Annotated in this window: 33 protein-coding genes; 20 read left to right on the forward strand and 13 right to left on the reverse strand. The window is 54.9% G+C overall.

Annotation, left to right across the window (positions count from 1 at the left end):
• Positions 1-20 precede the first annotated feature (20 nt).
• The 4 genes from hisF (at position 21) to M9H61_RS13985 (ending at position 2,313) form a co-directional block, all read left to right on the forward strand.
• The gene (gene hisF, locus M9H61_RS13970) at positions 21-782 is read left to right on the forward strand and encodes an imidazole glycerol phosphate synthase subunit HisF (protein WP_250281091.1); all 762 of its coding nucleotides are present in this window, start codon (positions 21-23) and stop codon (positions 780-782) included.
• Between the two features lie 4 nt (positions 783-786).
• Entirely contained in the window at positions 787-1,122 is a 336-nt protein-coding gene (locus M9H61_RS13975) for a phosphoribosyl-ATP diphosphatase (protein ID WP_250281092.1), read from the forward strand.
• Positions 1,123-1,363: 241 nt separating this feature from the next.
• Positions 1,364-1,735 carry a histidine triad nucleotide-binding protein gene (locus tag M9H61_RS13980; RefSeq protein ID WP_101246722.1) on the forward strand — a complete coding sequence of 124 codons (372 nt, stop codon included), beginning with the start codon at positions 1,364-1,366 and terminating at the stop codon, positions 1,733-1,735.
• A 95-nt stretch (positions 1,736-1,830) separates the two neighbouring features.
• Entirely contained in the window at positions 1,831-2,313 is a 483-nt protein-coding gene (locus M9H61_RS13985; RefSeq protein ID WP_250281095.1) for a DUF6314 family protein, read from the forward strand.
• A gap of 39 nt (positions 2,314-2,352) precedes the next feature.
• Here M9H61_RS13985 and M9H61_RS13990 read toward each other — a convergent pair whose 3' ends face one another.
• Positions 2,353-3,279 carry a LysR substrate-binding domain-containing protein gene (locus M9H61_RS13990; RefSeq protein WP_250281096.1) on the reverse strand — a complete coding sequence of 309 codons (927 nt, stop codon included), beginning with the start codon at positions 3,277-3,279 and terminating at the stop codon, positions 2,353-2,355.
• Positions 3,280-3,388: 109 nt separating this feature from the next.
• Between M9H61_RS13990 and M9H61_RS13995 the strand changes: the two genes are divergently transcribed.
• The 3 genes from M9H61_RS13995 (at position 3,389) to M9H61_RS14005 (ending at position 5,785) form a co-directional block, all read left to right on the forward strand.
• The gene (locus M9H61_RS13995) at positions 3,389-3,808 is read left to right on the forward strand and encodes a VOC family protein (protein WP_101246720.1); all 420 of its coding nucleotides are present in this window, start codon (positions 3,389-3,391) and stop codon (positions 3,806-3,808) included.
• Between the two features lie 318 nt (positions 3,809-4,126).
• A complete protein-coding gene (locus M9H61_RS14000; RefSeq protein WP_250281098.1) occupies positions 4,127-5,074 on the forward strand; it encodes a glyoxylate/hydroxypyruvate reductase A in 948 nt (315 codons plus the stop codon).
• A 201-nt stretch (positions 5,075-5,275) separates the two neighbouring features.
• A complete protein-coding gene (locus M9H61_RS14005; RefSeq protein WP_250281100.1) occupies positions 5,276-5,785 on the forward strand; it encodes an SRPBCC domain-containing protein in 510 nt (169 codons plus the stop codon).
• Between the two features lie 9 nt (positions 5,786-5,794).
• On the opposite strand, the gene M9H61_RS14010 is transcribed toward M9H61_RS14005, so the two are convergent.
• Entirely contained in the window at positions 5,795-6,694 is a 900-nt protein-coding gene (locus M9H61_RS14010; RefSeq protein ID WP_206926449.1) for a LysR family transcriptional regulator, read from the reverse strand.
• Between the two features lie 113 nt (positions 6,695-6,807).
• On the opposite strand from M9H61_RS14010, the gene M9H61_RS14015 reads away from it, so the two are divergent.
• From M9H61_RS14015 to M9H61_RS14035, 5 genes are all read left to right on the forward strand, one after another.
• A complete protein-coding gene (locus M9H61_RS14015; protein WP_250281102.1) occupies positions 6,808-7,548 on the forward strand; it encodes an SDR family oxidoreductase in 741 nt (246 codons plus the stop codon).
• Between the two features lie 178 nt (positions 7,549-7,726).
• Entirely contained in the window at positions 7,727-8,659 is a 933-nt protein-coding gene (locus M9H61_RS14020) for a helix-turn-helix domain-containing GNAT family N-acetyltransferase (RefSeq protein WP_250281104.1), read from the forward strand.
• Positions 8,660-8,701: 42 nt separating this feature from the next.
• Complete coding sequence (locus tag M9H61_RS14025) at positions 8,702-9,184, forward strand: GNAT family N-acetyltransferase (protein ID WP_228194899.1); 483 nt, start codon at positions 8,702-8,704, stop codon at positions 9,182-9,184.
• A 107-nt stretch (positions 9,185-9,291) separates the two neighbouring features.
• Positions 9,292-9,585: a phosphoribosylpyrophosphate synthetase gene (locus M9H61_RS14030; protein ID WP_101246714.1), complete on the forward strand. Its 294-nt coding sequence runs from the start codon at positions 9,292-9,294 to the stop codon at positions 9,583-9,585.
• 101 nt (positions 9,586-9,686) lie between these two features.
• Complete coding sequence (locus tag M9H61_RS14035; RefSeq protein WP_101246713.1) at positions 9,687-9,986, forward strand: phosphoribosylpyrophosphate synthetase; 300 nt, start codon at positions 9,687-9,689, stop codon at positions 9,984-9,986.
• A 59-nt stretch (positions 9,987-10,045) separates the two neighbouring features.
• Here M9H61_RS14035 and M9H61_RS14040 read toward each other — a convergent pair whose 3' ends face one another.
• From M9H61_RS14040 to M9H61_RS14050, 3 genes are all read right to left on the reverse strand, one after another.
• The gene (locus M9H61_RS14040) at positions 10,046-11,557 is read right to left on the reverse strand and encodes a YifB family Mg chelatase-like AAA ATPase (protein WP_250281106.1); all 1,512 of its coding nucleotides are present in this window, start codon (positions 11,555-11,557) and stop codon (positions 10,046-10,048) included.
• A gap of 95 nt (positions 11,558-11,652) precedes the next feature.
• Positions 11,653-12,078, reverse strand: a complete 426-nt coding sequence (locus M9H61_RS14045) for a VOC family protein (RefSeq protein WP_101246711.1) — start codon at positions 12,076-12,078, stop codon at positions 11,653-11,655.
• A 47-nt stretch (positions 12,079-12,125) separates the two neighbouring features.
• Positions 12,126-12,563, reverse strand: coding sequence for a nuclear transport factor 2 family protein (locus M9H61_RS14050; RefSeq protein WP_250281107.1), 438 nt, complete (start codon positions 12,561-12,563; stop codon positions 12,126-12,128).
• 206 nt (positions 12,564-12,769) lie between these two features.
• Here M9H61_RS14050 and M9H61_RS14055 point away from each other — a divergent pair, with 206 nt between their 5' ends.
• Positions 12,770-13,249 (forward strand): MarR family winged helix-turn-helix transcriptional regulator, encoded by a 480-nt coding sequence (locus M9H61_RS14055; protein WP_250281109.1) that lies wholly within the window; start codon positions 12,770-12,772, stop codon positions 13,247-13,249.
• Here M9H61_RS14055 and M9H61_RS14060 read toward each other — a convergent pair.
• The 5 genes from M9H61_RS14060 to gshB form a co-directional block, all read right to left on the reverse strand.
• The gene (locus tag M9H61_RS14060; RefSeq protein ID WP_250281113.1) at positions 13,221-13,760 is read right to left on the reverse strand and encodes a GNAT family N-acetyltransferase; all 540 of its coding nucleotides are present in this window, start codon (positions 13,758-13,760) and stop codon (positions 13,221-13,223) included. The two genes, M9H61_RS14055 and M9H61_RS14060, sit on opposite strands and share 29 nt — an antisense overlap.
• Positions 13,761-13,909: 149 nt before the next feature.
• On the reverse strand, positions 13,910-14,146 hold the full coding sequence (locus M9H61_RS14065; protein ID WP_250281115.1) for a hypothetical protein: 237 nt from the start codon (positions 14,144-14,146) through the stop codon (positions 13,910-13,912).
• 97 nt (positions 14,147-14,243) lie between these two features.
• Positions 14,244-14,888 (reverse strand): glutathione S-transferase, encoded by a 645-nt coding sequence (locus tag M9H61_RS14070; RefSeq protein WP_250281117.1) that lies wholly within the window; start codon positions 14,886-14,888, stop codon positions 14,244-14,246.
• 48 nt (positions 14,889-14,936) lie between these two features.
• Positions 14,937-16,406 carry an alkaline phosphatase D family protein gene (locus M9H61_RS14075; protein ID WP_250281118.1) on the reverse strand — a complete coding sequence of 490 codons (1,470 nt, stop codon included), beginning with the start codon at positions 16,404-16,406 and terminating at the stop codon, positions 14,937-14,939.
• Positions 16,407-16,566: 160 nt separating this feature from the next.
• Complete coding sequence (gene gshB, locus M9H61_RS14080) at positions 16,567-17,511, reverse strand: glutathione synthase (RefSeq protein ID WP_101246705.1); 945 nt, start codon at positions 17,509-17,511, stop codon at positions 16,567-16,569.
• A gap of 265 nt (positions 17,512-17,776) precedes the next feature.
• Here gshB and M9H61_RS14085 point away from each other — a divergent pair, with 265 nt between their 5' ends.
• The 7 genes from M9H61_RS14085 to M9H61_RS14115 all read left to right on the forward strand — a co-directional run bounded on the left by M9H61_RS14085 (position 17,777) and on the right by M9H61_RS14115 (position 24,583).
• Positions 17,777-18,445: an outer membrane lipoprotein carrier protein LolA gene (locus tag M9H61_RS14085; protein WP_242512676.1), complete on the forward strand. Its 669-nt coding sequence runs from the start codon at positions 17,777-17,779 to the stop codon at positions 18,443-18,445.
• Between the two features lie 552 nt (positions 18,446-18,997).
• Positions 18,998-19,675, forward strand: coding sequence for an EI24 domain-containing protein (locus tag M9H61_RS14090; protein WP_114112132.1), 678 nt, complete (start codon positions 18,998-19,000; stop codon positions 19,673-19,675).
• A gap of 278 nt (positions 19,676-19,953) precedes the next feature.
• Positions 19,954-20,451 carry a polymer-forming cytoskeletal protein gene (locus M9H61_RS14095; RefSeq protein WP_233433062.1) on the forward strand — a complete coding sequence of 166 codons (498 nt, stop codon included), beginning with the start codon at positions 19,954-19,956 and terminating at the stop codon, positions 20,449-20,451.
• 77 nt (positions 20,452-20,528) lie between these two features.
• A complete protein-coding gene (locus M9H61_RS14100) occupies positions 20,529-20,975 on the forward strand; it encodes a hypothetical protein (protein WP_114112131.1) in 447 nt (148 codons plus the stop codon).
• A 431-nt stretch (positions 20,976-21,406) separates the two neighbouring features.
• The gene (locus M9H61_RS14105; RefSeq protein WP_101246700.1) at positions 21,407-21,970 is read left to right on the forward strand and encodes an invasion associated locus B family protein; all 564 of its coding nucleotides are present in this window, start codon (positions 21,407-21,409) and stop codon (positions 21,968-21,970) included.
• A gap of 253 nt (positions 21,971-22,223) precedes the next feature.
• The gene (gene rlmN, locus M9H61_RS14110) at positions 22,224-23,468 is read left to right on the forward strand and encodes a 23S rRNA (adenine(2503)-C(2))-methyltransferase RlmN (protein ID WP_114112130.1); all 1,245 of its coding nucleotides are present in this window, start codon (positions 22,224-22,226) and stop codon (positions 23,466-23,468) included.
• Between the two features lie 221 nt (positions 23,469-23,689).
• A complete protein-coding gene (locus M9H61_RS14115) occupies positions 23,690-24,583 on the forward strand; it encodes an EamA family transporter (protein ID WP_250281120.1) in 894 nt (297 codons plus the stop codon).
• A gap of 29 nt (positions 24,584-24,612) precedes the next feature.
• Here M9H61_RS14115 and M9H61_RS14120 read toward each other — a convergent pair whose 3' ends face one another.
• The 3 genes from M9H61_RS14120 to M9H61_RS14130 form a co-directional block, all read right to left on the reverse strand.
• On the reverse strand, positions 24,613-24,978 hold the full coding sequence (locus tag M9H61_RS14120) for a Dabb family protein (protein ID WP_250281122.1): 366 nt from the start codon (positions 24,976-24,978) through the stop codon (positions 24,613-24,615).
• An 86-nt stretch (positions 24,979-25,064) separates the two neighbouring features.
• Positions 25,065-25,388, reverse strand: coding sequence for a Dabb family protein (locus M9H61_RS14125; protein WP_250281124.1), 324 nt, complete (start codon positions 25,386-25,388; stop codon positions 25,065-25,067).
• The gene (locus tag M9H61_RS14130; protein ID WP_250281132.1) at positions 25,385-26,650 is read right to left on the reverse strand and encodes a murein transglycosylase A; all 1,266 of its coding nucleotides are present in this window, start codon (positions 26,648-26,650) and stop codon (positions 25,385-25,387) included. Before M9H61_RS14130 ends, M9H61_RS14125 begins: the two co-directional genes overlap by 4 nt.
• Positions 26,651-26,714: the final 64 nt, after the last annotated feature.

Here is a 26,714-nt window from a genome sequence, read left to right on the forward strand (position 1 = left end):
AGCAAAACAGGAAACCGACCATGTTAAAAACCCGTGTCATTCCCTGTCTTGACGTCAAGGACGGACGTGTTGTCAAAGGGGTCAATTTCGTTGACCTGATTGATGCCGGTGATCCGGTCGAACAGGCGCGGATTTACGATGCCGAGGGCGCGGACGAACTGTGCTTTTTGGACATCACCGCATCATCTGATAACCGCGACACCATCTTTGACGTGGTTGCCCGCACGGCCGAGGCCTGCTTTATGCCGGTTACGGTTGGCGGCGGTGTGCGATCGCTTGAAGATATCCGCAAGCTGTTGCTGGCTGGTGCCGACAAGGTTTCGATCAATACTGCTGCGGTCAAAAACCCCGATTTCGTGCGCGAAGCCGCGCGCAAGTTCGGATCGCAATGCATCGTGGTTTCAATCGACGCCAAATCGACCGGCCCGGACAAGTTTGAAATCTTTACCCATGGTGGCCGCGAACCGACCGGAATCGATGCCGTTTCGTTTGCAAAACAAATGACCGAATATGGTGCGGGTGAACTTCTTGTCACCTCGATGGATCGCGATGGCACCAAGTCGGGCTTTAACATCCCGCTGACCCGCACGATCGCCGATTCCGTCCATGTTCCGGTGATTGCATCAGGCGGGGTGGGCACGCTGGACCATATGGTCGAAGGCGTGACCGAGGGTCACGCATCAGCCGTTCTGGCCGCGTCGATCTTCCATTTCGGCACCTATCGCATCCGCGAGGTCAAAGACCACATGAAAGCCGCTGGCATTCCGGTGCGTGAGGAGTAATTACATGGCAGATCAACAAAGCCAACACATTCTGGATGCACTTTTCGCAACCGTCGCCGCCCGCAAGGGGGCCGATCCGGACACCAGCTATACCGCCAAGCTGTTTGCCAAGGGCACAGCCAAAATCGCCCAGAAAGTCGGCGAAGAAGGCGTTGAAACCGTGATTGCAGCACTGGCTGAAACCCCCGATAAGGTCGCATCGGAAAGTGCCGATCTTCTTTATCACCTGACGGTTCTTTGGGCCGACCAGGGGGTAAAACCTGAAGATGTCTGGCAAATTCTGGCCGAGCGTCAGGGCATTTCAGGCATTGCAGAAAAGGCATCGCGCAAGGCTGATTAATCCTTTGTCCTTGCCGTAAAACATATTGCCCTGATCCCCGCATTCCGCCCCGCCACGCCCGAACATGGCCTGTACCCGCGAAGGTTCGGACGGGCATTATGGTCTGGGCTCGATTGTCGATCTCGGCCCGGAATGACAAAGATGCAAAACCGGCAGAAATTCGAAAATCGAAATTGCACCTGACGCCAAGCCTGTCCAATATGGCAGCCATCGTCAGATTATATCGATCAGGAGCCCCAAGATGGCCGTTCAGCCTTACGATCCGGAAAACATCTTTGCCAAAATCCTGCGCGGCGAAATCCCGTGCACCAAGGTCTATGAAGACGACCATGTGCTGGCCTTCAACGATATCGCCCCACAGGCCCCGACCCATATTCTGGTCATCCCCAAGGGCGCCTATACATCCTATGACGACTTTGCCCTGAATGCGTCGGATGCTGAAATCGTTGCCTATACCCGCGCGATCGGCAAAATCGCCAAGGAAGCCGGTGTGCTTGAAGACGGCTATCGCCTGATCGCCAATACCCGCGACCATGGTCGCCAGGACGTGCCGCATCTCCATGTCCATATCATTGGCGGCACCAAGCTTGGCCTGATGTTGCCAAAGGCATAAGCCCCTCTGATACGCAATATACTGACACGCAACATAAAAGGCAGGGTGACCGTATCGCGACCCTGCCTTTTTTATCCCGATCAAGATTAATCCAAATGCCGATGAATACAGCCACGCCCAATGCATCCGATATCTTTGCTGCCCTGGCCGGGAACTGGTCACTGGTGCGCGATCTGGGCGATGCCGGACAGTTTACGGGCGAGGTGACATTTCACGCCGCCGATCCCGATAAACCAAACGTCCTGCGCTATCGCGAAGAAGGCTTTCTGACGCGCACCGACGGCAAACGCTTTGACGGTTATCGCGAATACGACTTTGTGTTGCACGAAGACCCGGCCGCGATCGAGCTTCTGTTTCGGGATCCCTTAAGTTTTGGCAATCGCTATGTGATGCTGCACTTTGGCGAGGATGCGACGGATGGATTGTGTGCGCGTGACATTCATCCATGCGGCGACGATTTTTATCATCACTGCATGATCTGGCAGGATGATGATCATTTCGAAACAAAAATAAAAATCACCGGCCCCAAGAAAGACCATCTGCTTCACAGCATCTATCGTCGCAGGCAAGGCGCGTAAGCCGTCAAAAATCCCCAGAAACCGGGAATTTTCGCCAGATCAGGCCGCATTGTTGTCCGCGACTTCGCGCAGCAGCCAGTCGCGAAATGCACCGACTTCGGGGGCGTCGATCCGGTTGTGCGGTGTGATCAGGTAATAGGCGCCGGGATTTTGCAAGGTTGCATCACAGACGACCTCAAGCGTCCCGTCGGCAAGCGGCCCTTCGATCAGAACACGCGGTAAAAGGGCAATACCCATCCCGGCCTTTGCGGCCTCGATCAGCATGAAGAAATGTTCGAACCCCGGTCCGGGGGCCCCCGATATGGTCACCCCATGTGCCTGTCCCCAATCATGCCAGGCCTTGGGCCGGGTGGTGTGGATCAGGCGGGTCTGCCCCGAAATCAGGGCCGTCAGATCATCTGAGGGATCGGATGCGATGGTTCCGGGTTTGGCGACAACCACCTGAATTTCATCAAAAAGTTTATCGGCACGCGCGTCTTGCCAGGTCCCGTCGCCAAAATAAAGCCCGACATCCATCTGGCGTGTTGCAAGATCGGGACTGCGTTCCGGGGTTGCGAAATTAAGCGCCAATGTCTCGATCACCGGGCGGATATCAGGGTGTTCGTTTTGAAATCGTTTCAATCTTGGAATCAGCCAGGAGCTGGCCAGCGTATGCAATGCCCCGATCACCAGACGGCGTTCACCAACTCCGTGTGTGACCAGATCAAGGGTGGCGGCCTCGATCTCGTCCAGGGCACGGCGCAAACTGGGTAAATAGGCCCGTCCGGCTTCGCGCAAAGCCAGTTTCGGGCCATTGCGATCAAACAGCACCATGCCAAGGCTGGCTTCCAGATTGGCGACCTGTTGGCTGATCGCGCCCGGTGTGACCGAAAGTTCGTTTGCGGCACGGGCAAAACTGCCCAGACGGGCGGCGGCCTCAAACGCGCGAAGCGCATTAAGCGGCGGGGTGGTCGGGCGCAGCGCCATATCAATAGATTTCCTTATGATAAGGACAGAACTTCTGATTTTGACCGCAATATTATGCTGATTTAAACTGTTTCTAACAACCAAGCATTAGATTATCTAGGAGATTCCCATGTCGCTGCCCCCGTTCCATCTGGCCTTCCCGATCAAATCGATTGCCGATACCCGTGCCTTTTACATCGACATTCTTGGCTGTGCCGAAGGACGTTCGACCGAGGCATGGATTGATTTTGATTTCTTTGGTCATCAGCTGTCTGCCCATGTCCGCCCCGAAGCCGGTCAGAACAAGGGTGCTGGCACTGTCGATGGTGATGCGGTTCCGATCCCGCATTTCGGTGCGGTTCTGGAATGGGACATCTGGCATGACCTTGCCGATCGCCTGAAAGCCGCCAATGTGCCGTTCCTTCTCGAACCGAAAATCCGCTTTAAGGGCGAACCGGGTGAACAGGGCACGTTCTTTGTCGAAGATCCGGCTGGCAATGGTCTTGAATTCAAGACATTCCGTGATCCGGCGATGATTTTCGCCCACTAAACCGGACCGGTCGATCCCGAAACGGGTGATCAAACACCTGCCAATCAGTTCATCCGGGTTCGGCACACAGACGGGTCAGATGCCCTGATACCGGAAATGCACCCGGTGACGACCGGCAAATGCCCGAATAAATGCCCGGTCACTCACACGCCAATTGATTGACCGGAGATGGCAATAGCTGCCATCAATAGACGCGTCAGACTTTGCAAAGGAACGCTTTGCGATCTGGCGCGTTTTACATACAGAAACCTTTGCGTATCCCGCCACCAGACCCGTTTGTCCCCCAGCTATCGGGCACCGGAAAATCAGGAGAACACCATGTCAGCCGCCAATAATGCCCCCAATATCCTTATTTCCGCCGCCGGCGAAGACGCCGCTTGGAAAGAGGCAATGGTCGCGCGGCTTCCCGGTGCCAAGATCGTCACCGGCGACGAAAATTACGATCCTGAAACGATTGACTATGCCCTGTTCTGGAAACAGCCACAGGGACTGATCAAGACGCTTTCCAATCTCAAGGCCATTTTCTCGCTCGGTGCCGGGGTTGACCATGTGGTGTCTTCGCCAAGTCTTCCGGCCGATCTGCCGGTCATTCGTCTTGAAGATGCCGGTATGGCGGATCAGATGGTGCAATATCACCTTTATGCCGCCCTGCATTTCATGCGTGATTTCGACATTTACAGCGACCAGCAGGCCAAGGCCGACTGGACCCAGCACCCGGTTGCCCGCATTTCCAAATGCCGGATCGGGGTGATGGGTCTTGGCGCACTGGGCGCAGCAGTTGCCACCGCGCTTTCCTCTCTTGGATTTGGCGTATCGGGCTGGAGCCGCTCGATGAAGGCGATTGACGGCATTACCACCTTTGCCGACAAGGAAACGCTGGGCGAATTTCTGGGTCAGTCCGACATTCTGATTTGTCTGCTGCCGCGCACGTCTGAAACGGAAAATGTCCTGAACAGCACGACGCTGTCCTTTTTGCCCAAGGGGGCTGCGATCATCAATGCCGCACGCGGGGCCATGATCAATGAGGCCGACCTGCTGCGTGCACTTGATACCGGGCATCTGCGCGGGGCGTTTCTTGATGTGGCGGTGACCGAACCGCTTCCCGAAAGCCACCCGTTCTGGGACCATCCGAAAATCCGCATCACCCCGCATATTGCCGCAGAAACCCGGATTGAGGAATCTGTCGAACAAATCGCGGAAAATATCGATCGGATCAATCGTGGTGAAACCCCGCGCGGCCTGGTCAACCGGGAAACCGGTTACTAAGCCCCCGCGCAGGAACGCGCAGCCCATCAAACAGCTATACGGGATCTGTATCTCGCACGCCTTTGCGCGGCATGATCGCAGCATTTCGGGCACTTCACCCCCTTTGACCGCATCGCAATCGGCGGTTTTTCTTGTCGGCGGGCGCAAATTCTGAAAAGAAGGGTTTCCGCCCGCAAGGCCCCCGTTCAGACAGGAATTTCAATGTCGGCCAAGACCTTTGTCGCCCTTCGCGTTGACTGCGATCCCCAAACGGCCTTTGACGTTTTTACCAAAGATATTGATCACTGGTGGAAACAGGGACCACGCAACCGGCTGATTGGCAATCGGCCGGGCATCATGCAGTTTGCCGAAAAGAACGAGACGATTTTCCTTCAGGAAGCGGACAAGCGCCGCCCGGATTTCGTGGTTGAAGCAGGCAAAGTCATCAGTTTCGAGCCAGGCAGACGGTTACGGTTCGAATGGCGCTGGCCGATGGCCGACAGAAACGAGCCGGTGACGATTGTCGATATCGGTTTTGCCCCGGCTGGCCAGCAATGCCGCATTACCCTTGAACATCTTGGGCTTGAACGCCTTTCGGCCGGGCATCCGGGCCGCAACGGGCTCAATGACAACCGGTTCAAACCAATGATGACCCATTACTGGCAGGCCCATATGGTTTCATTACGAAACCGGATCAAAAATATTTATGGGTCTTCCGGCACGTCGTCCTGATTGCCGCTTTCAAAGATCGGTTTTGGCGAACAAATCCGCCAGCCAGTCGACAAAAACCCGTACACGTGTCGAAAGCTGGCGGTTTTGCGGATAAAGTACTGAAACCGGCATCGGATCGGGTGGGAAATCGGGCAAAACTTCCACCAGCCGACCCGCCCGCAAATCATCCGCCACCCGATAGCGCGGCACCTGAATCAGGCCAAGCCCGGCACTGGCACAGGCCGCATAACTGTCCGCCCCGGTGACCGAAATGCTTGCGGGCAGGGTGATTTCACGCACTTTGCCGTCCACCACGAAATCAAGCGGGATCGGTTTGTCATCCGCACCCGACAGGAAACTGACCATTTCATGACCCTGGCTTTGCAAATCATCGATGGTACGCGGTGTCCCGAAACGCGCCAGATAATCGGGGCTTGCGATCGTTACTTCATGCAAAAGCGCCAGTCGCCGCGCGATCATGGATGAACTGGCCAGATCGCCACTGCGCAAAACGCAGTCATATCCTTCGTGGATCAGATCGACATACCGATCACCATCGGCAATCACCAGATCAATCCCCCGATAGCGTTCCCGAAAGCCCGAAATGGCCGGAATGACAAAGGTACGCGCCAGCGTCCCCTGAAGATTGACCCGTAAAAGCCCCTTGGGATCGGGATTGGTAAAGCTGGTATCGGCATCTTCAAGATCGGCCAGAATCCGCACACAGCGCTGATAATAGGCTTCGCCATCGCGGGTCGGTTTGACCGTTCGCGTGGTACGTTCAAGCAACCGGGTGCCCAGCCGGTCTTCAAGACGCTGGATGGAATTGGACATGGTTGCGCGCGGAATCAAAAGATCACCGGCTGCCTTGGTAAAGCTTTTGCGTTCCACCACGCGGACAAAATTGCGCATGTCTTCGAACCGGTCCATCCATACCCCTAATTGTTAATAATTTTCGAACAGTCAATTCGAATATAGCGCAATTATCCGAAAAGTCATCCAAGGCATAGTGCGGACATCACAGTTAACCAAGGAGACTTTCGATGTCTGCCACTGAAAACAGAACCGCAATCATCACCGGCGCGTCGCGCGGGATCGGCGTTGCCCTTGCCAAACGGCTTGCTAAGGACGGTTTTGCCGTTGTCATCAATTATGCAAGTTCGGCCCAACCGGCCGAAGAACTGGCCGAAAGCCTTAAGGCCGACGGGCATAAGGCAATCGCGATCCGGGCCGATATTTCGCGGCCCGATGCGGTCACCGCCTTGTTTGACAAAACCATTTCCGAATTTGGCGGGGTGGATGTCATCGTCAACAATGCCGGTGTCATGACGACCCAGCCGATTGCCGAAATGGATGACGCCACCTATGACGCGATGATGGATATCAATGTGCGCGGCACCTTCAACATGCTGCGCGAAGGGGCAAAGCATCTGCGCGATCATGGTCGGGTGATCAATTTTTCGACCACCGCCCTGCATCTGAAATTGCCGGGTTACGCGGTCTATAACGCCACCAAGGCCGCGGTCGAAGCCATGACAGCGGTTTATGCCAAGGAACTGCGCGGCCGTCACATCACCGTCAATGCGGTTGCACCGGGTCCGGTTGCAACCGAACTGTTCCTGAATGGCAAAACCGACGAACAGATCGCCCAGTTTGCCAAAATGCCGCCGCTTGAACGTTTGGGTCAGCCCGAAGATATCGCCGGTGTGGTGTCCTTCCTGGCCGGGACCGACTCTGGCTGGGTGGATGGTCAAACCATCCGCGCAAATGGCGGCTTGGCCTGACCCGACGGCTTTCTGGTCCCCCGGGTCTCCCCCTGATCGTGATCCCGTCACTGATCCAGCTGCCAGTTTCGGCGTGCGATGGCAACATCGCACGCCGTTTCCATATCAATATATTTGACTCAGTCTATTATTTATTGGACAAAGTCAAATATCAGCACAGATGGCAGGAGCACGGGATATGGATGTCAGACAGATTGACGAGATACGGGCATTCAACCGGTTCTATACCCGACAGATCGGACTGCTAAGCAAAGGGCTGCATAAAAGCGCCTTTTCCCTGACCGAGGCCAGGGTGCTGTTTGAACTTCATGCCGGTGGTGCGCAGGTGGTGGGCAAGCTTGCCACCACACTGGCGCTTGATCCGGCCTATCTCAGCCGGATACTGACACGCTTTAAAAAGGCCGGTGTGATCACGCTTTCGACCGACAGCAAGGATCGTCGGGTGCGGGTCGCGGAATTGACCAAGCAGGGTCAGGAAACCTATGCCGGGCTTCAGGCGGCCTCGCGCAATGACATCGCATCACTGATGACGCCGCTTTCAGACAGCCAGCGTGACCAGCTGATCGCTGCGATGAAAACCATCCAGTCTCTTTTGGGATCCGATGATGACTTCAAGGCCGCGGACCATAACAAGCCGGTTCTGATTCGTGACCACCGCCCGGGTGATCTTGGCTGGATCGTGCAACGTCACGGGGCGCTTTATACCGCCGAATATCAATGGGACAGCACGTTTGAAGGGCTGGTAGCAGAAATCGCCGCCAAATTCCTGGCCCATCATGACCCGCGCAAGGAAGGATGCTGGATTGCCGAACATGACGGCAGGCCGGTTGGCGCCGTCATGCTGGTTGGCGAAAGCGATACGGTCGCCAAATTGCGTGTCCTGTTTGTCGAACCCGACGCACGTGGTCTTGGCATCGGCAAACATCTGGTTGATCACTGCATTTCCTTTGCCAGACGGGCCGGTTACGCCCAGATCACGCTTTGGACCAATGGCAATCTGCATGCGGCGCGCAAGATCTATGAGAAGGCCGGATTTGTCATGGTTGCCGAAGAACCCCATCACAGCTTTGGCCATGATTTGATTGGACAAACCTGGACGCTCGGTCTTTAAGTCCCGCCAGGATCACATCGCCAGTCACCATCGGGGAATGCCATGACCGCCCAATCAGACATTACTTTCCGCTATGCCAATCGTGCGGATCTGCCCGCCATTGTCGCCCTTTTGGCCGATGATGAAAAAGGCAAAACCCGCGAAGAATTCACCGATCCGTTGCCCGATGCCTATTACGCCGCCTTTGATGCCATGGAATCCCAGTCAACAGAGGCACTTCCGAACAAGTATCTTTTGGCGATGTCTGGCGATGATGTTGTCGGCTGTTTGCAATTGACCCTGATTGCCGGGCTGTCGCGCCGCGGCCAGTTGCGTGCCCAGATCGAGGGTGTTCGGGTATCAAGCAAGGTGCGCGGACAGAAGATCGGTGAAAAGCTGATCGAACAATCGATTTCGATTTCGAAATCACTTGGCGCGCATCTTGTGCAATTCACCACGGACAAGACCCGCAAGGATGCCCATCGTTTCTACGAACGGCTTGGCTTTGTCGCCAGCCACGAAGGCATGAAAATGACCCTGGATTGATCCCCGGCCCGGGAATTCATGTGCTGAATTGAGCTTGCGCAATCACATTGCCAACGATCTCTGCTAGACTATTTCTATTCCAGTCAGCACTTGATCGGAGCAATATCATGAACTTGATCGAATTGCAGGATATGGCCCGCGAACGCGGCTTTACCCACATTTTCAGTGCCCGTGACAATCATGTAATCTGCGACGGCCAGGAAGTCAGATACCATGCCGATGATCTGACCATTGTCGATTTCCGAAGTGTCGATAACGGTACCGACCCGGGCGATGATGCCACCCTTTACATGATCGAGGCCAAGGACGGCCTGCGCGGCATGCTGATTGTGCCTGACAGCTTCCACACCGATCCGGACAAGGCAGATCTGGTCGATCATTTGCGCCGCAATCAATCCTGAAAAAAGGGCCTGAAAAAAGGGTCGGTGATTCCGGTCCGGAACATTCCTGTGGGGTATGACGTTCTGTCGATATCAGGAAAATTTCGATCACGGAGATTCCAATGACCCTCGCAGATCTTCAGGCAAATGCAAAAGAACATGGTTTCACCCATCACTTCATGTGTGAAGACGGTGGCGTGCGCAGTGACGGTACGGGTCACTTGTATAATGCGGATGAGCTGCGCCTGGTACATTCCAGCAGCACCGACCACGGTACTGATCCCGGCGATGATGCGACGATTTTCATGATCGAGGCCAAGGACGGCACCAAAGGTGTGATGATTGTCGCCGATGCCTTTCACGCCGACCCGAACAAAGCCGAAATCATTGATCAGCTGCGCCGTAACCGCGCGACTTACTGAACATGATTGAATGGCGATGGTTTGATCATTGCCACCAGAATACCGACCAGGGCCCTGAACTAACGGCGATAAACCATCTGCCGATAGTTCAGGGCCTCGGCAATATGGGGGCGTTTGACGGCTTTGCTGTCGGCAAGATCGGCAATCGTGCGCGCAACGCGCAGGATACGGTGATATCCGCGGGCCGAAAGCTTCATCTGACGGGCGGCATCCTGAAGCAGACCACGCCCGTCCTCATCAAGCGATGCCGCCTGTTGCAAAACGTCGCCATCGGCCAGTGCATTGGTTGATATCGGTTCGTTTTTATATCGCAACATTTGTACTTCGCGCGCCCTGAGCACCCGGTCACGGATCACCGCACTTGTTTCCCCGCTGGCTGGCAGATCAAGTTCTTCGGGCTTGACCGCCGGGACTTCGATCTGAATATCAAACCGGTCAAGAAGCGGTCCTGACAGTCTTGCCTGATAATCCTCGCCACATCTTGGTGCGCGGCTACAGGCCAGATCATTATCCCCCAGATAGCCACAACGGCATGGGTTCATCGCCGCCACCAGCTGCACCCGTGCCGGATAGGTCACATGTGCATTGGCCCGTGCGACCGAAACCTGCCCGGTTTCAAGCGGCTGACGCAGCGCATCAAGCACATTGCGTTGAAATTCCGGCAATTCATCGAGAAACAGCACACCGTTATGGGCCAGTGAAATTTCACCCGGCCGTACACGATGCCCGCCACCCACAAGGGCCGGCATCGATGCTGAATGGTGCGGAGTTCTGTAGGGACGGCTGCGGATAAGCCCGCCGGCCGGCAACATCCCCGATACCGAATGGATGACCGTGGTTTCAAGCGCCTGTCTGGCATCAAGATCGGGCAGGATACCCGGCAACCGGGCCGCCAGCATCGACTTTCCCGATCCGGGTGGCCCCGACATCAAAAGGTTATGGCCGCCGGCTGCGGCGATCTCAAGCGCGCGCTTGGCACTTTCCTGCCCCTTGATATCGCGCAGGTCACCGTGAAATTCATTGATTTCCCCGTCATCACGCCGGGTCGGGCGGGCAAGGATCTGGGTGCCCTTGAAATGGTTGATCAGGCTAATCAGTGTTTTGGGCGCCAGAATTTCCAGATCACCGGCCCAAAGGGCCTCGGCCCCGTTGTCATGCGGGCAAATGATCCCGCAATCACGTGTCCCGGCCTCCATTGCTGCGGGCAGAACCCCGCCAACCGCGGTGATCCCGCCATCAAGACCAAGTTCGCCAAGTACCAGAAACTGCGCGATATCTTCATGCCCGATCACATCCATTTCGGCCAAAAGACCAAGTGCGATCGGCAGATCGAAATGCGATCCTTCCTTAAGCAAATCGGCCGGCGCGAGATTAATCGTGATCCGTTTGGGTGGCAGGGCAAGCCCCATGGCAGAAAGTGCCGAACGCACCCGTTCGCGGGCCTCGGACACCGCCTTGTCAGGCAGGCCAACCACGGTAAAAGCCGGAAGGCCACTTGCCATTTGCACCTGAACGTCAACTGGGATGGTTTCAATCCCGGCAAAGGCGACTGTCGTGACCCGTGCTGTCATGTTGGCTGATCCCCATAACCCCAAGTTGCAATACTTTGACGGGAAATGGGGATCAGGGCAACAAATCGTTTATCAACAGGGAATTAGGACCGCCATCACGCACAGCTTGCCATGTCGTCCGACGACATTTCGGTATTGATCATCCACGGTGTTCCGAACTTGTCGACAAACATGCCATAGCCGGGTGACCAGAAGGTTTTGTCAAACGGCATGGTAACCACACCATCAACGGATAAGCGGTCAAAGATGGCTTTTGCCTGTGCGGCGGTATCAAAGTGAAGGGATGCTGTCATGCCCTGCATTTTGTTGAAATAGTCGGGCGGACAATCAGATCCCATCACCTGCCAGCCATCACCGATCAGGCAGGCATGGGCGATCTTGTCGTTATGTTCGGGCATGTCACCGGCCATCGGCGTATCGCCATAGGCCATCATGATCAGTTCGCCGCCCAGAATAGTCTGATAAAATTCGAATGCCGGACGGCAATTGCCGTCAAAGTTCAGATACGTGATCAATTTCATCGCGGTGATCCTCAAATCAAAGGGGTGGATGACGCAGATATCCTGGCTTATGGCGCCAGATCGAACTGGGCAGCACAATTTTCATAGTCAAACGGTACCGAGAAATGTTCATGCACGATGCGCCAGTGCCCGCCCTGTTCTTCAAGTTGCTTTGTCGCCCGCATCCAGCTGGCCTGTTCACTGCCATCATCGTAGCGCAACCCGCACCGGATCAGGAAATGCACCACCGCAAGATCACCCGACACCCGGATGGAAGGGTCAAGCGGCTGGAAAAAGACCGTGCCCTTTTCGGGCATGCAGCGATGCCAATGGGCGCGATATTGCGCATGACCACGCACTTGCAGCGGCCCGATCGCGTCAAAGGAACAGATATCGTCGCTATAAAGTGCCATCACGGCATCAACATCTTTGTTGCTGGCAAATGTGATCCAGCGGTCAAGAAGATCCAGAATGGCCTTTTGGTCGTTAGATTGCGGATTGGTCATCAGACGGATCCTTTGATGATGCACAGTGCCCCGGCCTATCGTCGGGGCAGGGTCATAAACACGGTCGGATGCTCGCTCGGTCGATCGGTTGCAACACAAACCATTGATATTCAATGGTCGCGACTGGTTGCCGAAAACCGGGAAACAGATCAGCGTTTTACGCTTTTCCCGTTTGACAAATACGTTGATATCAACATAATTAAGTCATGTCAAAAAAAGAATTCAACCATAACGATCAGACGGTTCCGTTTGCCAATACCCTTATGGTTCGGGACTCGTGTCTTTGCCTGCATGTCAGGCGGGCGGCCAGAACAATTGCCCGGCGGTTTGATGATGCATTTCGTCCGCTTGATCTGACCAGCGGGCAATACTCATTGCTGATGTCGCTCAACCGTCCTTCGCCACCGCATATGAAGGATGTCGCCGATCTTCTGGCGATGGATCGCACCACACTTACCGCCAATCTCAAACCGCTGGAACGGCGCGGGCTTGTGGAAATCACCCCGGATCCCAAGGACAAGCGCGGCCGTTTGCTCAGCCTGACCAAGGATGGCATGGCGCTTCTGGCGCGTGCCTTCCCGATCTGGAAGGAAACACAAAATCAGCTCGAAAGTCTGGTCGCCGACTCCAATGCCCGACAACTTCTGGCCGATCTGATCAGCCTGTCGCAGGATCCGGAAAAATAGGCGCATCATTTCCACCGGTTTCCAGCCGATATCGCAAAAACTGGCCGCCGTCATGCATAACCGGGCCGTCAAACACTGCCCCGATGCGTTTTAACGCGCCAAGTCTGGTCCGGGTCGGCGGCAACAGGAAGGTAACATGGGGAATGCGCGGATCCGCGCGCGCAAATTCCAGTGCCTTTCGGGTGATTGCCATACCCAGGCCAAAACAGTCGGCCTTCAATACCAGCCCGTAATCCCAGTCATTTCCTTCCTTCTGGAATCCGCCCCAACCAACATAGACACCATCACACAAAATTGCCCAATGGCCGAGCCCGTCACGTGCCCAATATCGGGTTTTGACCATGATAAACCGGTCATAGGCCGCTCGGTCCCAAGGGCCGGACAGTAACGGCATATGCACACGCAGACGCCAATCAGACATATGCGCAATGACCATGGCCGGATCGATATCGCGCAGATCGACAAAATCGATCTCGGGTCCTTTGGCCGGATGCATCGCATCATGTGACATTCTGTTTTGCCAGCTCGAAAAAGAAAAAGGCGCAAAGGTATCGCACCCATTGCGCCGTCTGGCCGATCAATTGTCAAATCAAGGCAGATCACAACCGATCACATCTGCCCAAGTCCGACCTTGCGGGCCGCGTTCAGTCAGTCAGTCAATCAATCTTCGTTTGTACCGGTTGCCTCGCGCGGCGGAAGGAATTCCTTGCGGCACGGAACGGCTTCTTCATCAACCACGGTCCAGCCGAAATTGCGAAACTTACCAAAGCTTTCCTTTTTCATGGTGATGCCGCTGGCTTCGTGTTTGCGCACCACACTTGCATCTTCACCATCAATCTTGGCGGCACGGGCCCAGGCGCGTTCGCGCATGGCTTTGGTGATTTTCGGTTCTGGCATCGGGACTCTTTTTTCTAGAAATGCAACAATACCGCACTATAGCGCAATTTCGGGCAAGCACGTGCAGTTTGCGATGGCATTACCCCATGCCCGGATATCAGGCAATCGACTTTTGATCATTGTCGTGGGGCAGGTGGAAGACGGTTTCGGTCAGGGATTCACGTTCGGACATGATCGCCATCCAGTCGCGCACCCGCACCGGAATATCAAATCGCCGGTCCGGCCAGCGGAAATCGATATAATAAAGCCCGACCAGAACCGACCAGGTCCCAAGATTGGGTTCCTCGGTCCGCAATTGCGGCAATCCTTCAAGGATGGCATCAATCGCACTTTGGACCGCGGTTGCCTGCCGGTTCATTACGAAATCCGAACGATCAGTTTCTGCCCGCTTTGAATCGGCAAACAGTCGGCCGGTTGCCGTCATCATACCATCGGCCAAACCTTGCCATTTCAGGGCATTAAGGCGATCAATCCCGTCCTGGGGAATAACCCCGTCCGATTGTCCGGTCGATCGGGCCAACTGGTCGAGATAGTCACAAATCACAGCTGATTCAAAAACCGCCATCCCGTCTTCAAGGATCAGGGTCGGGACCTTTGCCAGCGGGTTATGTTCGCGCAAGGCTGCATCGGTCCAGGGATCAATCAGGATTTCACTGACCTGCTTTTCCAGACCGAGTTCGCGCAAAACGACCCGCACCTTGCGTGAAAAAGGTGATGTTGGCGAATAGTAAAGTTGCATCATGGTCCAAAGCCCCTTGCCGGTTTCAGGCGTTTTTCACTCTGCAACGCCCTATATCGTCAAATCCGCTGTCCAGCCGATCCCTTCAAGATGCCAGTTCGCATCCCAGTTTTGTCCTTTGCGGTCCAGTGTAAGGTAATTTCGCGCCGCACAATAGGTCCCAATACGCCCGGGCAGCGGTTTTAGCTTGGTCGGGCGATCCGGAAGCGGGTTGTCTCCAATCCAGGCCAGCAACCCAAGACAACGGGCAAAGGCCACCGGCGGTGCGGTATGCGAGATCCCCGATGCCACCAGCTGATGGATGGTTTTTCCCTGTGTTTCAAAGGTGCCGCGCGTGGCGACATGAATTTCGCCAGACAGGATCGTGATATCGTGATCATGGTCGTTGGCAATCCGTTCAAGCAATTCAAGGAACCGGCACCATTCGCGGCGGTGCCAGCGGCTTTGCCATTGGTCGCGCAGGTCATCTTCGTATTTTTGCGCCCGCGGCAGCATATGCAAAAACATCTCCACCAGTGACAGGCGCGGACCGATAACCGGCACGCTCGACATCAAAAGAATGCGATTGCCCTTTGATACCGTTTCAAGTGCCACGGGAAGATCACGCCAGCCATGGTCACCCATAATATCATTCGGGGTGCGCTCGGATCGCAGATCCGGCGCGACAAGACTGATACCGGGATATTCGACCTTCCAGGCAAGACTTTTACCCGCACGATCAAGAACCATGTCGGGCAGGGTCTTGTCACTGCCATCGGGACTTGCCGCAAGCTGCATCAAACAGAAGGCCGCACGCGCGCAGGCAAACATGCCGCGCGCCACTTCCGATCCCTGGAACCATTTCTTGTGACTGCCCCAGCCATCAAAAATGTCGTGGTCATCCCACATCATAAGTGACGGCACACGCGCCAGCATGTGGCTGATCTGTGGCTGTCCGTAAATCGCCAGATAATGATCAAGATAGAATTTCAGAACCGCATCGCGCATGTCCTCGGAAAATGCGCTCGACTGTTTGGTGCGGCGGCGCGCCTTGGTCCATCGCACGATGTCGGGATGGCATTCCCAGACACCATCGGCGTAAATCTGATCCCCGCCATGCAACAACAGTGCAAAGGGCCGGTTTTGATGTTCACGGCCAAGATCGGTCCATAATGCGTTGCGGTCTTCAAGCGGCCGGTCAAGATCGCCTTCTTCCTGACCATTGCAGGACACAAAACCGATCCGTATGTCCGAACTGAAATCACTAAAAACCGTGAATGTTTCACCATCGAAATGATAATAGGCATCGGGTTTCGCCGGCAGGTCAAAATCAAACCGCCAATATGTCCGACCAAACAGGGTCGCAAGTTCGACCGGTGATACTGCCGCGGTCCCCATCGGGCGCAATTCGGGAATTTCCATCCCCTCGGGCGCAACCACAAGCGCAGCCAACTTTGAAACCCGGTCATCCCCGCCGCGGGCAAACAAAAACGGCCCGAACAGGTCGTTGCCTTTGATTATCTTGGCCTTGCGATCGGTCATACGGGCGATGTTCCTGCTGTGGAAATGATATGTCCTTGATACGTCTGGTGCGGGTTTTGGTTCCCCGCACCGGCAGTTCAGCAAATCAATCGGCACAAAAAAGGGCAAGCGACCCTGATCACTTGCCCTTTTGTCATTTTATCATCACACGATGATCCGATCAGGAAAGCCGGGTTTCAATCGCATCCCAGATCAGGCTTTCAAGTTTCGATCCGTCAAAACGGTTCACTTCCTGAAGGCCGGTGGGCGAGGTGACGTTGATTTCGGTCATATAATCGCCGATCACATCGATTCCGACAAAGATCAGATCGCGCTTTTTAAGCTCCGGCCCGATGCGTTCACAGATTTCCAGTTCACGTTCGGTCAGCATCGATTTTTCGGCAACACCGCCAACATGCATGTTCGACCGTGCTTCGCCTTCGGCCGGAACGCGGTTGATCGCGCCCACCGGTTTGCCATCGACCAGAATGATGCGTTTGTCCCCTTTGCGCACGTCAGGCAAATAGGCCTGCACCATCAATGGTTCACGCGACTGGGCCGCAAACAGTTCAAGCAGGGAATTGATGTTTTCATCCCCGGGCTTGAGATGGAAAACACCGGCCCCGCCATTGCCAAACAGCGGCTTGACGATGATGTCCTTGTATTCTTCGCGGAAATCGCGAATGCGGGCTGCCGACCGGGTGATCAGGGTCGGGGGCATCAGATCGGGGAATTCGGTGACAAAGATCTTTTCGGGCGCATTGCGGACATGGCCCGGATGATTGACAACAAATGTTTCCGGATGGACGGCTTCCAGAAGGTGGGTGGCCGTGATGTAATTCATGTCAAAGGGCGGGTCCTGACGCATCAGGATCACATCGGTTTCCTTTGCCAGATCAATGATTTTGGGTGCACCCAGATCATAATGATTGCCCTGTTCATAGCGCAGAGTCATCGGGCGGACTTCCGCCTTGATATGACCGCGGTCATAGAACATGTCGTCCGGATGATAATGCAGAAGTTCATATCCGCGCGCCTGGGCTTCGAGGCCCATGACAAAGGTGGAATCCCCCTTGATATCGATTGATTCAATCGGATCCATCTGGATGGCGACGATACGGCTCATTAAACGCGTTCTCCTGTTCACCGGGGCGGTCTGCCCTGACCTGCAAGTCGACAATTGTGGCCCAAAACGGCCAATTGTGATCATTTGCGGGCATTGCTTGACCCGGCTGGCCTTCCCGGCCAAATGATGCGATATGTAAGATGTTGCGATTACATTTGGCAGGATTTTTATCATCCGCCATTCAACTTCCGCAATCGCGATCAATTATTTGTTTTGACGACCAGGCAAGCACATGACGTTTACCCGCAAAAATACGAAGGCATCCTTGAAACAAGTTGGCAAGAAATCCCGTTCGGCGATTGCCGCGGGCATTCTGGCCACTGCCATCGGTCTTGGTGCGGTAAGCAGCATGGCGTTTCTGCCCCAAGCAGCCCACGCCCAGTCATCATCGTCGCAGATCAGCCCGGAAATGATCAGCAAGATTGAAAACTATCTTGCCAATATCACCACGCTCAAGGCCGACTTTGTGCAGATTTCATCGGATGGCGGTGCAGCCGAGGGCGAACTTTTCATGGAACGTCCGGGCAAGATGCGGTTCGAATATAACCCGCCGGCCCAGATCCTTCTGGTCTCGACCGGGCATGATTTCATCTATTATGACAAGGAAATCAACGCCCCGACCTATTTCGATATTGACGAAACCCCGGCCGGCATCATCCTGGCCAAGGACATTTCACTGACCGACAAGGTCAAAATCGTCGATTATCGCCGTACGGCGGAAACCATCCGCGTTGAAATGGTGCGCAAATCCGATCCGGGCGCGGGCAGTGTCACGCTGGTCTTTGGTGAAAAGCCGATGCAGTTGCGCCAGTGGATCGTCACAGATCCGACCGGAATTGAAACCACAGTGACCCTTTTCAACACCGAAGAAGGAGTCACCCTTGATCCCGAGCTGTTCAAGTTCGACCGCATCTGGCCGCAAAAGGGCAACTGATCACAAAATTTTTTCATTCGTCGTACCGGATGTGAAAGTGCATGGCGATGGTCGCCTGCGACTAATTATTTTGTGATTCAAGCCCTTGTCGACATTGGGGTTTCGTAATGAAAATTCCCATTGTTCGGAATCCCTCAAACCTTCGTGAAATGGCCGAAATTTCGGACCGGATGCTATGGCGGAGACCCCGTCTGCTTCCTATATGAGAGTCTGTCACAAGGTTCCCTAAAATGATGGGAACCCGGTGTGAGGAAAAGGTCTCCCCTACCTTTCCTCACGCTCCAGATCATCGGAGCGCTGGCGTCCGGTTCTCCCCCCTGGCCGGACGCCTTTTTTTTGCCCAAACGCTCGGCTAAGACCTACGTCACCTTTGGCATCACTCATGGCATCATCAATGGCATCATCCACGGTATCGCCCGTGGCGGATTTATGAAAGCTGCCCTGCATGTTTGATGATTTCACGGGCTGTTAATTTTAATTGCGTACGACTCTCAGGCATGATTCCCTTATGGATCAGGATCACCCACTGACAGGACAGGATCGACACGTTCGATGATCAACGACTTTTTGAAATCCATTGCACAGTTTTCCGACCCGCGTTTTCGCAAGGTCGTTCTGATCGGGGTTGCCGGTGCATTGGCCACCATTGTCGCGCTTTGGGTATTGATCTGGTTCGGTCTGAATTCCATCACCTTTTTCACCGATGGCGGCTGGCTTGAAAGTGCGGTTGACTGGGTGCTTGGCATTGGTCTGACGCTTCTGGTCATTTTGCTGTTTCCCGCAGCCACGGTTCTGATTTCAAGCCTGCTGCTTGATCAGATTGCCGATGCGGTCGAAGACAAGCATTACCCGACCTTGCCCGATACCCGCCCGCAACCGATCCACGAGGCCCTGATCAGCGGTCTTAAATTCGCGCTGACCGCGCTTGCGCTTAACATTCTGATTTTGCCGCTGCTTCTGGCGGGGCCGCTTTATGTCATCGCCTTCTACACGATGAACGGGTATCTTCTTTCGCGTGAATATTTTGAACTGGTTGCTGCACGCCGCTATGATGCGCGTACCGTCGAATCCATTCGCAAAAGCCGCCAGAAAAAGCTTTGGGTTGCCGGGATCGGCCTGACCTTCCTGATGACCATTCCGGTGGTCAATCTGGTTGCGCCGATCATCGCCACAGCCTTTATGGTCCATTACTCCGTGCGTCTTGGCACCTTTGTGCCGCAAACCGCATAAACCGGTTTAAAGACATACGGACAACGGACCCCTGAACCGAAACTGCAATACAAGGATCTGGTCATCCAATGTTTGGAAAGAAAAAAGCCAATAAAACAGTCGACAGCAGTGCGGCTTCGTCAGATACATCTGTCAAAGATGGATCAGGCACACTTTCCGGGACCACGACCAAGGCCACCGCGATTGCAGCTGATCACGCCACCGGCATTGCCGAAAAAACAGAAAAACGAAGTGAGCCGCAGCTCTTCACCCGGCCGCGCACAAAGGATGAACCGCAAATGTCCAGTAAACCGCATTCCACCAGCTTCCGCCCGGAAATCCCGAAACGCCCGCTTGAAATTCCGACCCGTGGCAATTCGGGCCGTCCTGCAAGTGCCGGCAACAATGCCGAGGGCAAAAAGCTGACGGTTGGCCGTGATATCACCCTGAAAGGTGAAATCGGTTCCTGCGATATTCTGGTCGTCGAGGGCGTTGTTGAAGCCCAGATCAAGGAATGCACCCGTCTTGAAGTTTCCGAAGGCGGTTCCTTCATCGGATCGGCACAGGTTGATGAAGCCGAAATCAGCGGCAAGTTCGAGGGCGATCTGAATGCCCGTCGCGTGACCGTCATCCATTCGGCCGAAATCAGCGGCAAGATCACCTATGGCGCGCTGCATGTGGAAAACGGTGCGCGCATCAAGGGTGAACTTGATTATGTCGAAGGCAGCGACGACGGACTGGCGCGCGGCGGCAATACCGCGGCAATCACCATCCCGCGCAAATCAGACGATTCCTGATTACCGTGCGCGCACCCGGTTTGACCATACAAACACCCCGAACGGACACGACCCGTCTGTTCGGGGTGTTGTTCATTATGGCCATGATTGCCATGGGGCTGAGTGCCTGTGGCGGGAATGCCGTTCCCCCGGGCAGCACAAATGCCAATTACGGTGAACTGAGCAACAGCGGTGCGATCAAGACCACCCGCCCGGTCACCCGCAAAAAACCCGAAAGCGCAAAGTCGCCCAAGGTTGCCGCCATTCCGTTCAAGCCAATTCCAACAGACACCCTTAAGGGCCTGTCGGAAGAAGCCTTCGAATCCCGGATTGGCGCCCCGGAAATGATCCGCGGCGAAGGCGAAATTCGCGTCTGGCAATACCGGTCCGAACAATGTTCGTTCGATGCGTTCTTTGTCCCCAAGGCCGAAGGTGGTGCGCGTGAATTGCGCCACATGCTTGCGCGGATGCGCCGTGGCAATACGGCAATCACGGTTCAGGACTGTCTTGATCAGGTCGTCAAACAAAAGCTTGCCCAAGGCTAAGGCCCAAGTGCCCGGAGCCCGGAACCCGAAGCATGATGCTAATGCCTGGCTCCCGACATCGGCCCCCAGAACTGCACCGATCGCAGCGACCGCAGCAACCTCGCCTCTGGACCACAGCCCCCCGATTAACCCGCCATCCCCTGGCAGGCACGTGACGCTGTTAACCCGATCACATTCCACCAGCGACCTGTCGGCGGCAAAGCCCCGCCAATTTCCCCGAACAAGGGGGCTTAACCGCCCGAAAAGTCGCGGAAGGCACGGTAAAAACGCAATTTTTGCCGGATCGGACAGATTTCCTTGGTTTAATCTTTACCTTTTATTGGCAGGCTCCGATAAGCGACCTCATAAATTTGCCATATCCGATGGCTTTATTACCTTTTCCCGGCCCTCAACGGGCCTGTCCCGAAACTTCAGACACGATACGCGACCTCATGAAAAAACACGCCCATCGTCTCGTCAGAACTTCGATCGCCGCTGCTCTGTCAGCATTTGTCTATGTGATTGCGATCAGCATTCCTGCCACCAGTGCACAGGCGCAAAATGCGCCCAAGCTGATTGACGTCTATGGCAAATGGGAAGCTTACACCTATTCCGAAGAAGGCCAGAAAGTCTGCTATATGGGCAGCCAGCCGACTTCGGCCAAAGGCGATTACACCCAGCGCGGCAAAATTTACGTGATGGTCACCCATCGGCCGAGCCTGAAACTGGTCAATGAAGTCAGCTTCATTACCGGTTACACCTATAAGGACAAAAGCACGGTCGATCTTCGAATCGATTCCAAGAAGTTCAGCCTGTTTACCCATGCGGATTCCGCGTGGGCCGTCGATGCCGAAACCGACCGCAAGCTGGTCAGTGCAATGAAGTCCGGATCGACCATGGTTGTTGTTGGCTATTCTTCGCGTGGCACCAAAACCACCGACACCTATTCACTGTCGGGCTTTACCGCCGCCTATAACGCGATTTCAAAGGCTTGCAACACGACGCCGGTCAACTGATCGCGGCTGTTTCGAACCGATAGGTGATGCTGCGTTTGCGCCATCTGCAACCCTGATTGCATAGGTGCGATAGCAGCAATGTGAAATTTATCGTTTCTAATTTTGTCCGGCCCCGCTATATGCGGGGCCAACAGTTTTATGTGCCCGACGCATTCCGGCGCATTTTCTGGTATAGTCCCGCTGTCACCAGAAACGCATATTGCGCCAGAACCGATCGGCAATACCACCAGAACCCAAAAAGAGAGAGCCCGGGATGACCGACGTCCTGACCGAAAACGCACCCCAGACCAACGCATCCGTCCGTCAGGACGGGCCGTCGCTGTCCGATTTCGTCACGCGCGCCGCCAATGGGCAGGCTGCCGACGGTCGGCGCGACCTGGTCGGGATCACCCGCGAAGAACTGACCGAGCTTATGGCTGGCATGGGTGAAAGCAAGTTCCGCGTCAAACAGCTTTGGAACTGGATCTATAACCGCGGTGTCACCGACATTGAGGATATGACCAACATTTCCAAAAAACTGCGTGATCGCCTGTCCCAGGATTTCTATATCGGCCGTCCGGTTCTGACCGCCGATCAGAAAAGCTCGGACGACACCCACAAATGGCTGATGAAGTTCCATGACGGCAACGAAGCCGAGACGGTCTATATCCCGGATCGCAACGAAGACCGTGGTGCTGTCTGCATTTCATCGCAGGTTGGCTGCACGCTGACCTGCAAATTCTGCCATACCGGTACCCAGCTTCTGGTGCGCAACCTGACACCGGGTGAAATTGTCAGTCAGTTCATGGTTGCACGTGACAGCTATGGCGAATGGCCGACCCCGGCCAATGGCATCCGTCGCCTGTCAAACATCGTCATGATGGGTATGGGTGAACCGCTGTTTAACTATGAAAACGTGCGCGATGCGCTGCGCATTGCCATGGATGGCGAAGGCATTTCGATCTCGCGCCGCCGTGTCACACTGTCGACATCCGGTGTCGTGCCGGAAATCGTCCGCTGTGGCGAGGATCTCGGTGTGGGTCTGGCGATTTCGTTGCATGCGCCTGATGATGATCTGCGCAATGAAATCATGCCGATCAACAAGAAATACCCGCTCAAGGAACTGATGGATGCCTGCCGTCATTATCCGGGCATGTCCAATTCCCGTCCGATCACCATGGAATATGTGATGCTCAAGGGCGTGAATGACAAACCCGAACATGCGCGCGCATTGGCCAAGCTTGTCAAAGGTGTTCACTGCAAATTCAACCTGATCCCGTTCAATAAATGGCCGGGCTCGGATTACGAATGCACGCCGACCAATGACATCAAAAAATTTGCCCAGATCCTGCTTGATTGCGGCTACGAAGCCCCGATCCGTTGGCCGCGCGGCCGCGATATTCTGGCCGCCTGTGGTCAGCTCAAATCCGAAAGCCAGCGCCAGCGCAAATCGCGCGTCTCGGGCTGTGGCAAATCGGGTGCCGGCGCCAGTGACGAAGGCGTTGTTGCGGCACAGTAATCCAAAGTAACCCTGCCTGACTTTTCGGTCCCGCCCATTTGGGCAAGCCCGAAACGATTTTGACAACACCGGATGGCCCAGCTGTCCGGTGGTTGTCATTTCCGGCATGTTTTCATGTTCTTGCGCAAAATTGTCGCCATGACATTGTTTTGATTGTCGAACCGCTGTGACAGGCATAGCGTGATTTTTCCCCACGAAATTATCGCAAGGTCACAAGCCGCATGTCTGTTGGTCAGTTTTTCGCAATTTTGCTGGTCGTCACCATCTGGGGTGCGAATTTTACCGTGATCAAGCTGGGCTTGGGTGAAATGCCACCGATCCTGCTGTCATCATTGCGGTTTGCCTTTGCGGCCCTGCCGGCTGTGTTCTTCCTGCCGCGGCCCAAATGTCCCTGGAAATATGTGGTCGGCTTTGGCGTGGTGCTTGGCTGTATCAAGTTTTCCCTGCTGTTTCTGGGCATGGATCTTGGATTATCGGCGGGGATTTCATCGCTTGTCCTGCAATTGCAGGCCTTCTTCACACTGATTTTAGGCGTGTTTTTGCTTGGCGAAAAGATCGGACCGCATCGTATCATCGCCATGCTGGTGGCGTTTTGCGGCGTCGGGTTGCTTCTGTTTGTTTCGGATGGCTCCATCACCGTCATCGGGCTGGCGCTTGTGATTGCCGCCGCCGCGGCCTGGGGGGTCGCCAATATCATCATGAAGTGCGCAGGGTCGGTACAGATGCTGTCCTTTGTGGTCTGGGCCAGCCTTGTTCCGCCAATCCCGCTTGCCATTCTGTCCTTCCTGACCGAAGACCGGGCAAATCTGGCAAGCCTTGGCGACCAGATCAGCTGGATCGGTATCGGGTCAATCCTGTATCTGGCCTATCCGGTGACGTTGCTGGGCTTTGCCATCTGGGGTCGGTTGCTCGCGACCCTTCCGGTCGGGCTGGTCGCCCCCTTTACGCTGCTTGTTCCGATTGTCGGAATGGCGACATCTGCGCTTGTTCTGGGTGAGGATTTCGGACCAATCAAAATCATCTCGGCAATCCTTGTGATGACCGGGCTGATGATTAATGTGTTTGGCGGGAAGCTTATGTCCGTATTTTCCCGCCCTGATGCCGGGAAAATATAAAAATAAGGACTATTTGATAGTCCTATATATTAAACCCAGCGCAGCTGGGGCTTCTTGTCGGGGTTTTTATCCGGGGTGCGGATATCGTCGATATCGATATTCATCACCAGAATACCGCCCAGTCCGCCAACCGTGATTTCCGACAATCTGCTGCCCACACGGTCGCCGTCAAGTTCCGCAAGATAGGCATCGCGGGCCTGTTCATCGACAAAATCGATGTTGAAACCATGGGTGAAGCCTTGGCTCAGTCCGCTTCCGGCCTTCTTTTTGCCACCGCAGAACGCGATCATACCGGGTACAGACATGGCCGCCTTTGCCAATTGATCAATCAGTGTTTCGACCTGGTCGGGATTGACATGATCGGCAACCTGCAAAAGTACAATATGACGCAGCATGAAGGCGCTATTCCTTTTTGACGGCCAAGATCAAATTGGCACAATTCCGACAGGGTACGGACCCCTTTGACAAAGGTCCGTGATGATCAGGGTTTCTGATCTCCAAGATCAAGATTCATCGATAAAATTCCCCCCAATCCGCCAACGGTAATATCGGTTAGCCGCCAGCAGGTTTCATCCTGATCAAGTCGATCAAGATAATCATCGCGGGCTTTTGTATCGACGAAATCAATCGTAAAGCAGTGGGTAAAACCCTGATTAAGGCCACTTCCGGGCATGTTCGCCCCGCCGGCAAAGGACAACATGCCAGGCGTGTTCGACGCAATTTTTGCAATCGCATCAAGAACATTGCGGCATTCCGTCCGATCCACAGATCCTGAAATCTGCAGCAATACGACATGGCGTATCATGGCGTGGTTTCTTTCACCCAATTTGCAGGGTCTATCACATCGGGCAACAGAATGTATTTCTGGCCCTTTCTATTCATATGTCCTGCAAACAGGGCCGCGTCATCCCCGGGGCCAAAAAAGATGTCGCCGCGAACCGGACCGCGAATGGCACCACCTGTATCCTGGGCGATCATCAACCGGTGAAACTGGCGATCGGCATTCATCGGGTCCGTTGTTTCAAGCCAGACCGGAACCCCCATCGCATGGAAACGACGATCAACCGCAAGCGAGCGACCGGTTTCAAGTGCAACCCCCTGGGATCCTAGCGGACCAGCCGTCGGATCATCCGGATCGGTTTTAAGCGGGCGGAAAAACACAAAGGATGCGTTGGTGTTCATCACCTCATCGGCCTGATCGGGATTGTCATGCAGCCATTTGCGAATGGTCTGAAGCGACACGGTTTCGCGCGTCAGGACCCCGCGATCAATCAGTTCACGCCCGATGGCAAAATAGGGATGGCCGTTTGTCGCGGCATAACCGATCCGCAACACACTACCATCGGGCAGGACAACCCGCCCGGACCCCTGGATTTGCAGGAAAAACGCGTCAACCGCATCATCAACCCAGACCATTTCAAGATCACGGCCCGCAAGCGCCCCTTTTTCAATCTCGGCACGATCATAATAGGGTTTAAGATTGCTTCCGGTCAGACGCCCAACCAGCTTCTTGCCTTTGAATTCGTCGCTGAAATCACCAAGATCGACCGAAATCATGTCGTCGGGTTTCAGATAAATCGGTGTCTGGAACGGTCCTTCACGGGTCAGGCTGCCACGCAGTTCGGGCTCGTAATAGCCGGTAAACAGGCCTTCGGGATTGTCCCTGTTGCCGCTGAGATACGGTTTGAAGCCGCTTTCGAAAAAGGCACGCGCATCTTCCTTGCGCAGGGCATCGATATTGATTGATACCGCCTTTTCGCAGACAGCCCGCCATTGACCAATCGTGCCCATTCGCGGGTCCAGACCGACGGGCTTGTCATCATCGCGTCGAAGCATCGCGGCACATGACCGGGCAAAGGCCCGAATCACCGGGCGCATATCATCCTGTTGCCAGCCATCAAGCTCGGAAAATGACGTCGGTCGCAATGTCAGTTTGTCTTCGGCTTCTGGCGGTGTTTCGATCTGACCGGTGATTTGTGGCCAATACATCCAGATCAAGGCAGCACCGGCACCAACCAAAATGGAAATAATCGAAAGGCTACGCGATAAAACCAGACGTCGTTTCAAGATAAAACCCGTTATTTGACAAGGCAAAAGGCCACTTGGGCCCCGTAGAATCCAGATCGCGATT

This window comes from Thalassospira sp. GO-4 (assembly GCF_023588965.1).
GTDB classification, from domain to species: Bacteria; Pseudomonadota; Alphaproteobacteria; order Rhodospirillales; family Thalassospiraceae; genus Thalassospira; species Thalassospira povalilytica.

Bases quoted from the DNA above. Each gene is read 5' to 3' on its own strand.
- hisF (WP_250281091.1), top strand. From the start codon at position 21: ATGTTAAAAACCCGTGTCATTCCCTGTCTTGACGTCAAGGACGGACGT.
- M9H61_RS13975 (WP_250281092.1), top strand. From the start codon at position 787: ATGGCAGATCAACAAAGCCAACACATTCTGGATGCACTTTTCGCAACC.
- M9H61_RS13980 (WP_101246722.1), top strand. From the start codon at position 1,364: ATGGCCGTTCAGCCTTACGATCCGGAAAACATCTTTGCCAAAATCCTG.
- M9H61_RS13985 (WP_250281095.1), top strand. From the start codon at position 1,831: ATGCCGATGAATACAGCCACGCCCAATGCATCCGATATCTTTGCTGCC.
- M9H61_RS13990 (WP_250281096.1), bottom strand. From the start codon at position 3,279: ATGGCGCTGCGCCCGACCACCCCGCCGCTTAATGCGCTTCGCGCGTTT.
- M9H61_RS13995 (WP_101246720.1), top strand. From the start codon at position 3,389: ATGTCGCTGCCCCCGTTCCATCTGGCCTTCCCGATCAAATCGATTGCC.
- M9H61_RS14000 (WP_250281098.1), top strand. From the start codon at position 4,127: ATGTCAGCCGCCAATAATGCCCCCAATATCCTTATTTCCGCCGCCGGC.
- M9H61_RS14005 (WP_250281100.1), top strand. From the start codon at position 5,276: ATGTCGGCCAAGACCTTTGTCGCCCTTCGCGTTGACTGCGATCCCCAA.
- M9H61_RS14010 (WP_206926449.1), bottom strand. From the start codon at position 6,694: ATGGACCGGTTCGAAGACATGCGCAATTTTGTCCGCGTGGTGGAACGC.
- M9H61_RS14015 (WP_250281102.1), top strand. From the start codon at position 6,808: ATGTCTGCCACTGAAAACAGAACCGCAATCATCACCGGCGCGTCGCGC.
- M9H61_RS14020 (WP_250281104.1), top strand. From the start codon at position 7,727: ATGGATGTCAGACAGATTGACGAGATACGGGCATTCAACCGGTTCTAT.
- M9H61_RS14025 (WP_228194899.1), top strand. From the start codon at position 8,702: ATGACCGCCCAATCAGACATTACTTTCCGCTATGCCAATCGTGCGGAT.
- M9H61_RS14030 (WP_101246714.1), top strand. From the start codon at position 9,292: ATGAACTTGATCGAATTGCAGGATATGGCCCGCGAACGCGGCTTTACC.
- M9H61_RS14035 (WP_101246713.1), top strand. From the start codon at position 9,687: ATGACCCTCGCAGATCTTCAGGCAAATGCAAAAGAACATGGTTTCACC.
- M9H61_RS14040 (WP_250281106.1), bottom strand. From the start codon at position 11,557: ATGACAGCACGGGTCACGACAGTCGCCTTTGCCGGGATTGAAACCATC.
- M9H61_RS14045 (WP_101246711.1), bottom strand. From the start codon at position 12,078: ATGAAATTGATCACGTATCTGAACTTTGACGGCAATTGCCGTCCGGCA.
- M9H61_RS14050 (WP_250281107.1), bottom strand. From the start codon at position 12,563: ATGACCAATCCGCAATCTAACGACCAAAAGGCCATTCTGGATCTTCTT.
- M9H61_RS14055 (WP_250281109.1), top strand. From the start codon at position 12,770: ATGTCAAAAAAAGAATTCAACCATAACGATCAGACGGTTCCGTTTGCC.
- M9H61_RS14060 (WP_250281113.1), bottom strand. From the start codon at position 13,760: ATGTCACATGATGCGATGCATCCGGCCAAAGGACCCGAGATCGATTTT.
- M9H61_RS14065 (WP_250281115.1), bottom strand. From the start codon at position 14,146: ATGCCAGAACCGAAAATCACCAAAGCCATGCGCGAACGCGCCTGGGCC.
- M9H61_RS14070 (WP_250281117.1), bottom strand. From the start codon at position 14,888: ATGATGCAACTTTACTATTCGCCAACATCACCTTTTTCACGCAAGGTG.
- M9H61_RS14075 (WP_250281118.1), bottom strand. From the start codon at position 16,406: ATGACCGATCGCAAGGCCAAGATAATCAAAGGCAACGACCTGTTCGGG.
- gshB (WP_101246705.1), bottom strand. From the start codon at position 17,511: ATGAGCCGTATCGTCGCCATCCAGATGGATCCGATTGAATCAATCGAT.
- M9H61_RS14090 (WP_114112132.1), top strand. From the start codon at position 18,998: ATGATCAACGACTTTTTGAAATCCATTGCACAGTTTTCCGACCCGCGT.
- M9H61_RS14095 (WP_233433062.1), top strand. From the start codon at position 19,954: ATGTCCAGTAAACCGCATTCCACCAGCTTCCGCCCGGAAATCCCGAAA.
- M9H61_RS14100 (WP_114112131.1), top strand. From the start codon at position 20,529: ATGGCCATGATTGCCATGGGGCTGAGTGCCTGTGGCGGGAATGCCGTT.
- M9H61_RS14105 (WP_101246700.1), top strand. From the start codon at position 21,407: ATGAAAAAACACGCCCATCGTCTCGTCAGAACTTCGATCGCCGCTGCT.
- rlmN (WP_114112130.1), top strand. From the start codon at position 22,224: ATGACCGACGTCCTGACCGAAAACGCACCCCAGACCAACGCATCCGTC.
- M9H61_RS14115 (WP_250281120.1), top strand. From the start codon at position 23,690: ATGTCTGTTGGTCAGTTTTTCGCAATTTTGCTGGTCGTCACCATCTGG.
- M9H61_RS14120 (WP_250281122.1), bottom strand. From the start codon at position 24,978: ATGCTGCGTCATATTGTACTTTTGCAGGTTGCCGATCATGTCAATCCC.
- M9H61_RS14125 (WP_250281124.1), bottom strand. From the start codon at position 25,388: ATGATACGCCATGTCGTATTGCTGCAGATTTCAGGATCTGTGGATCGG.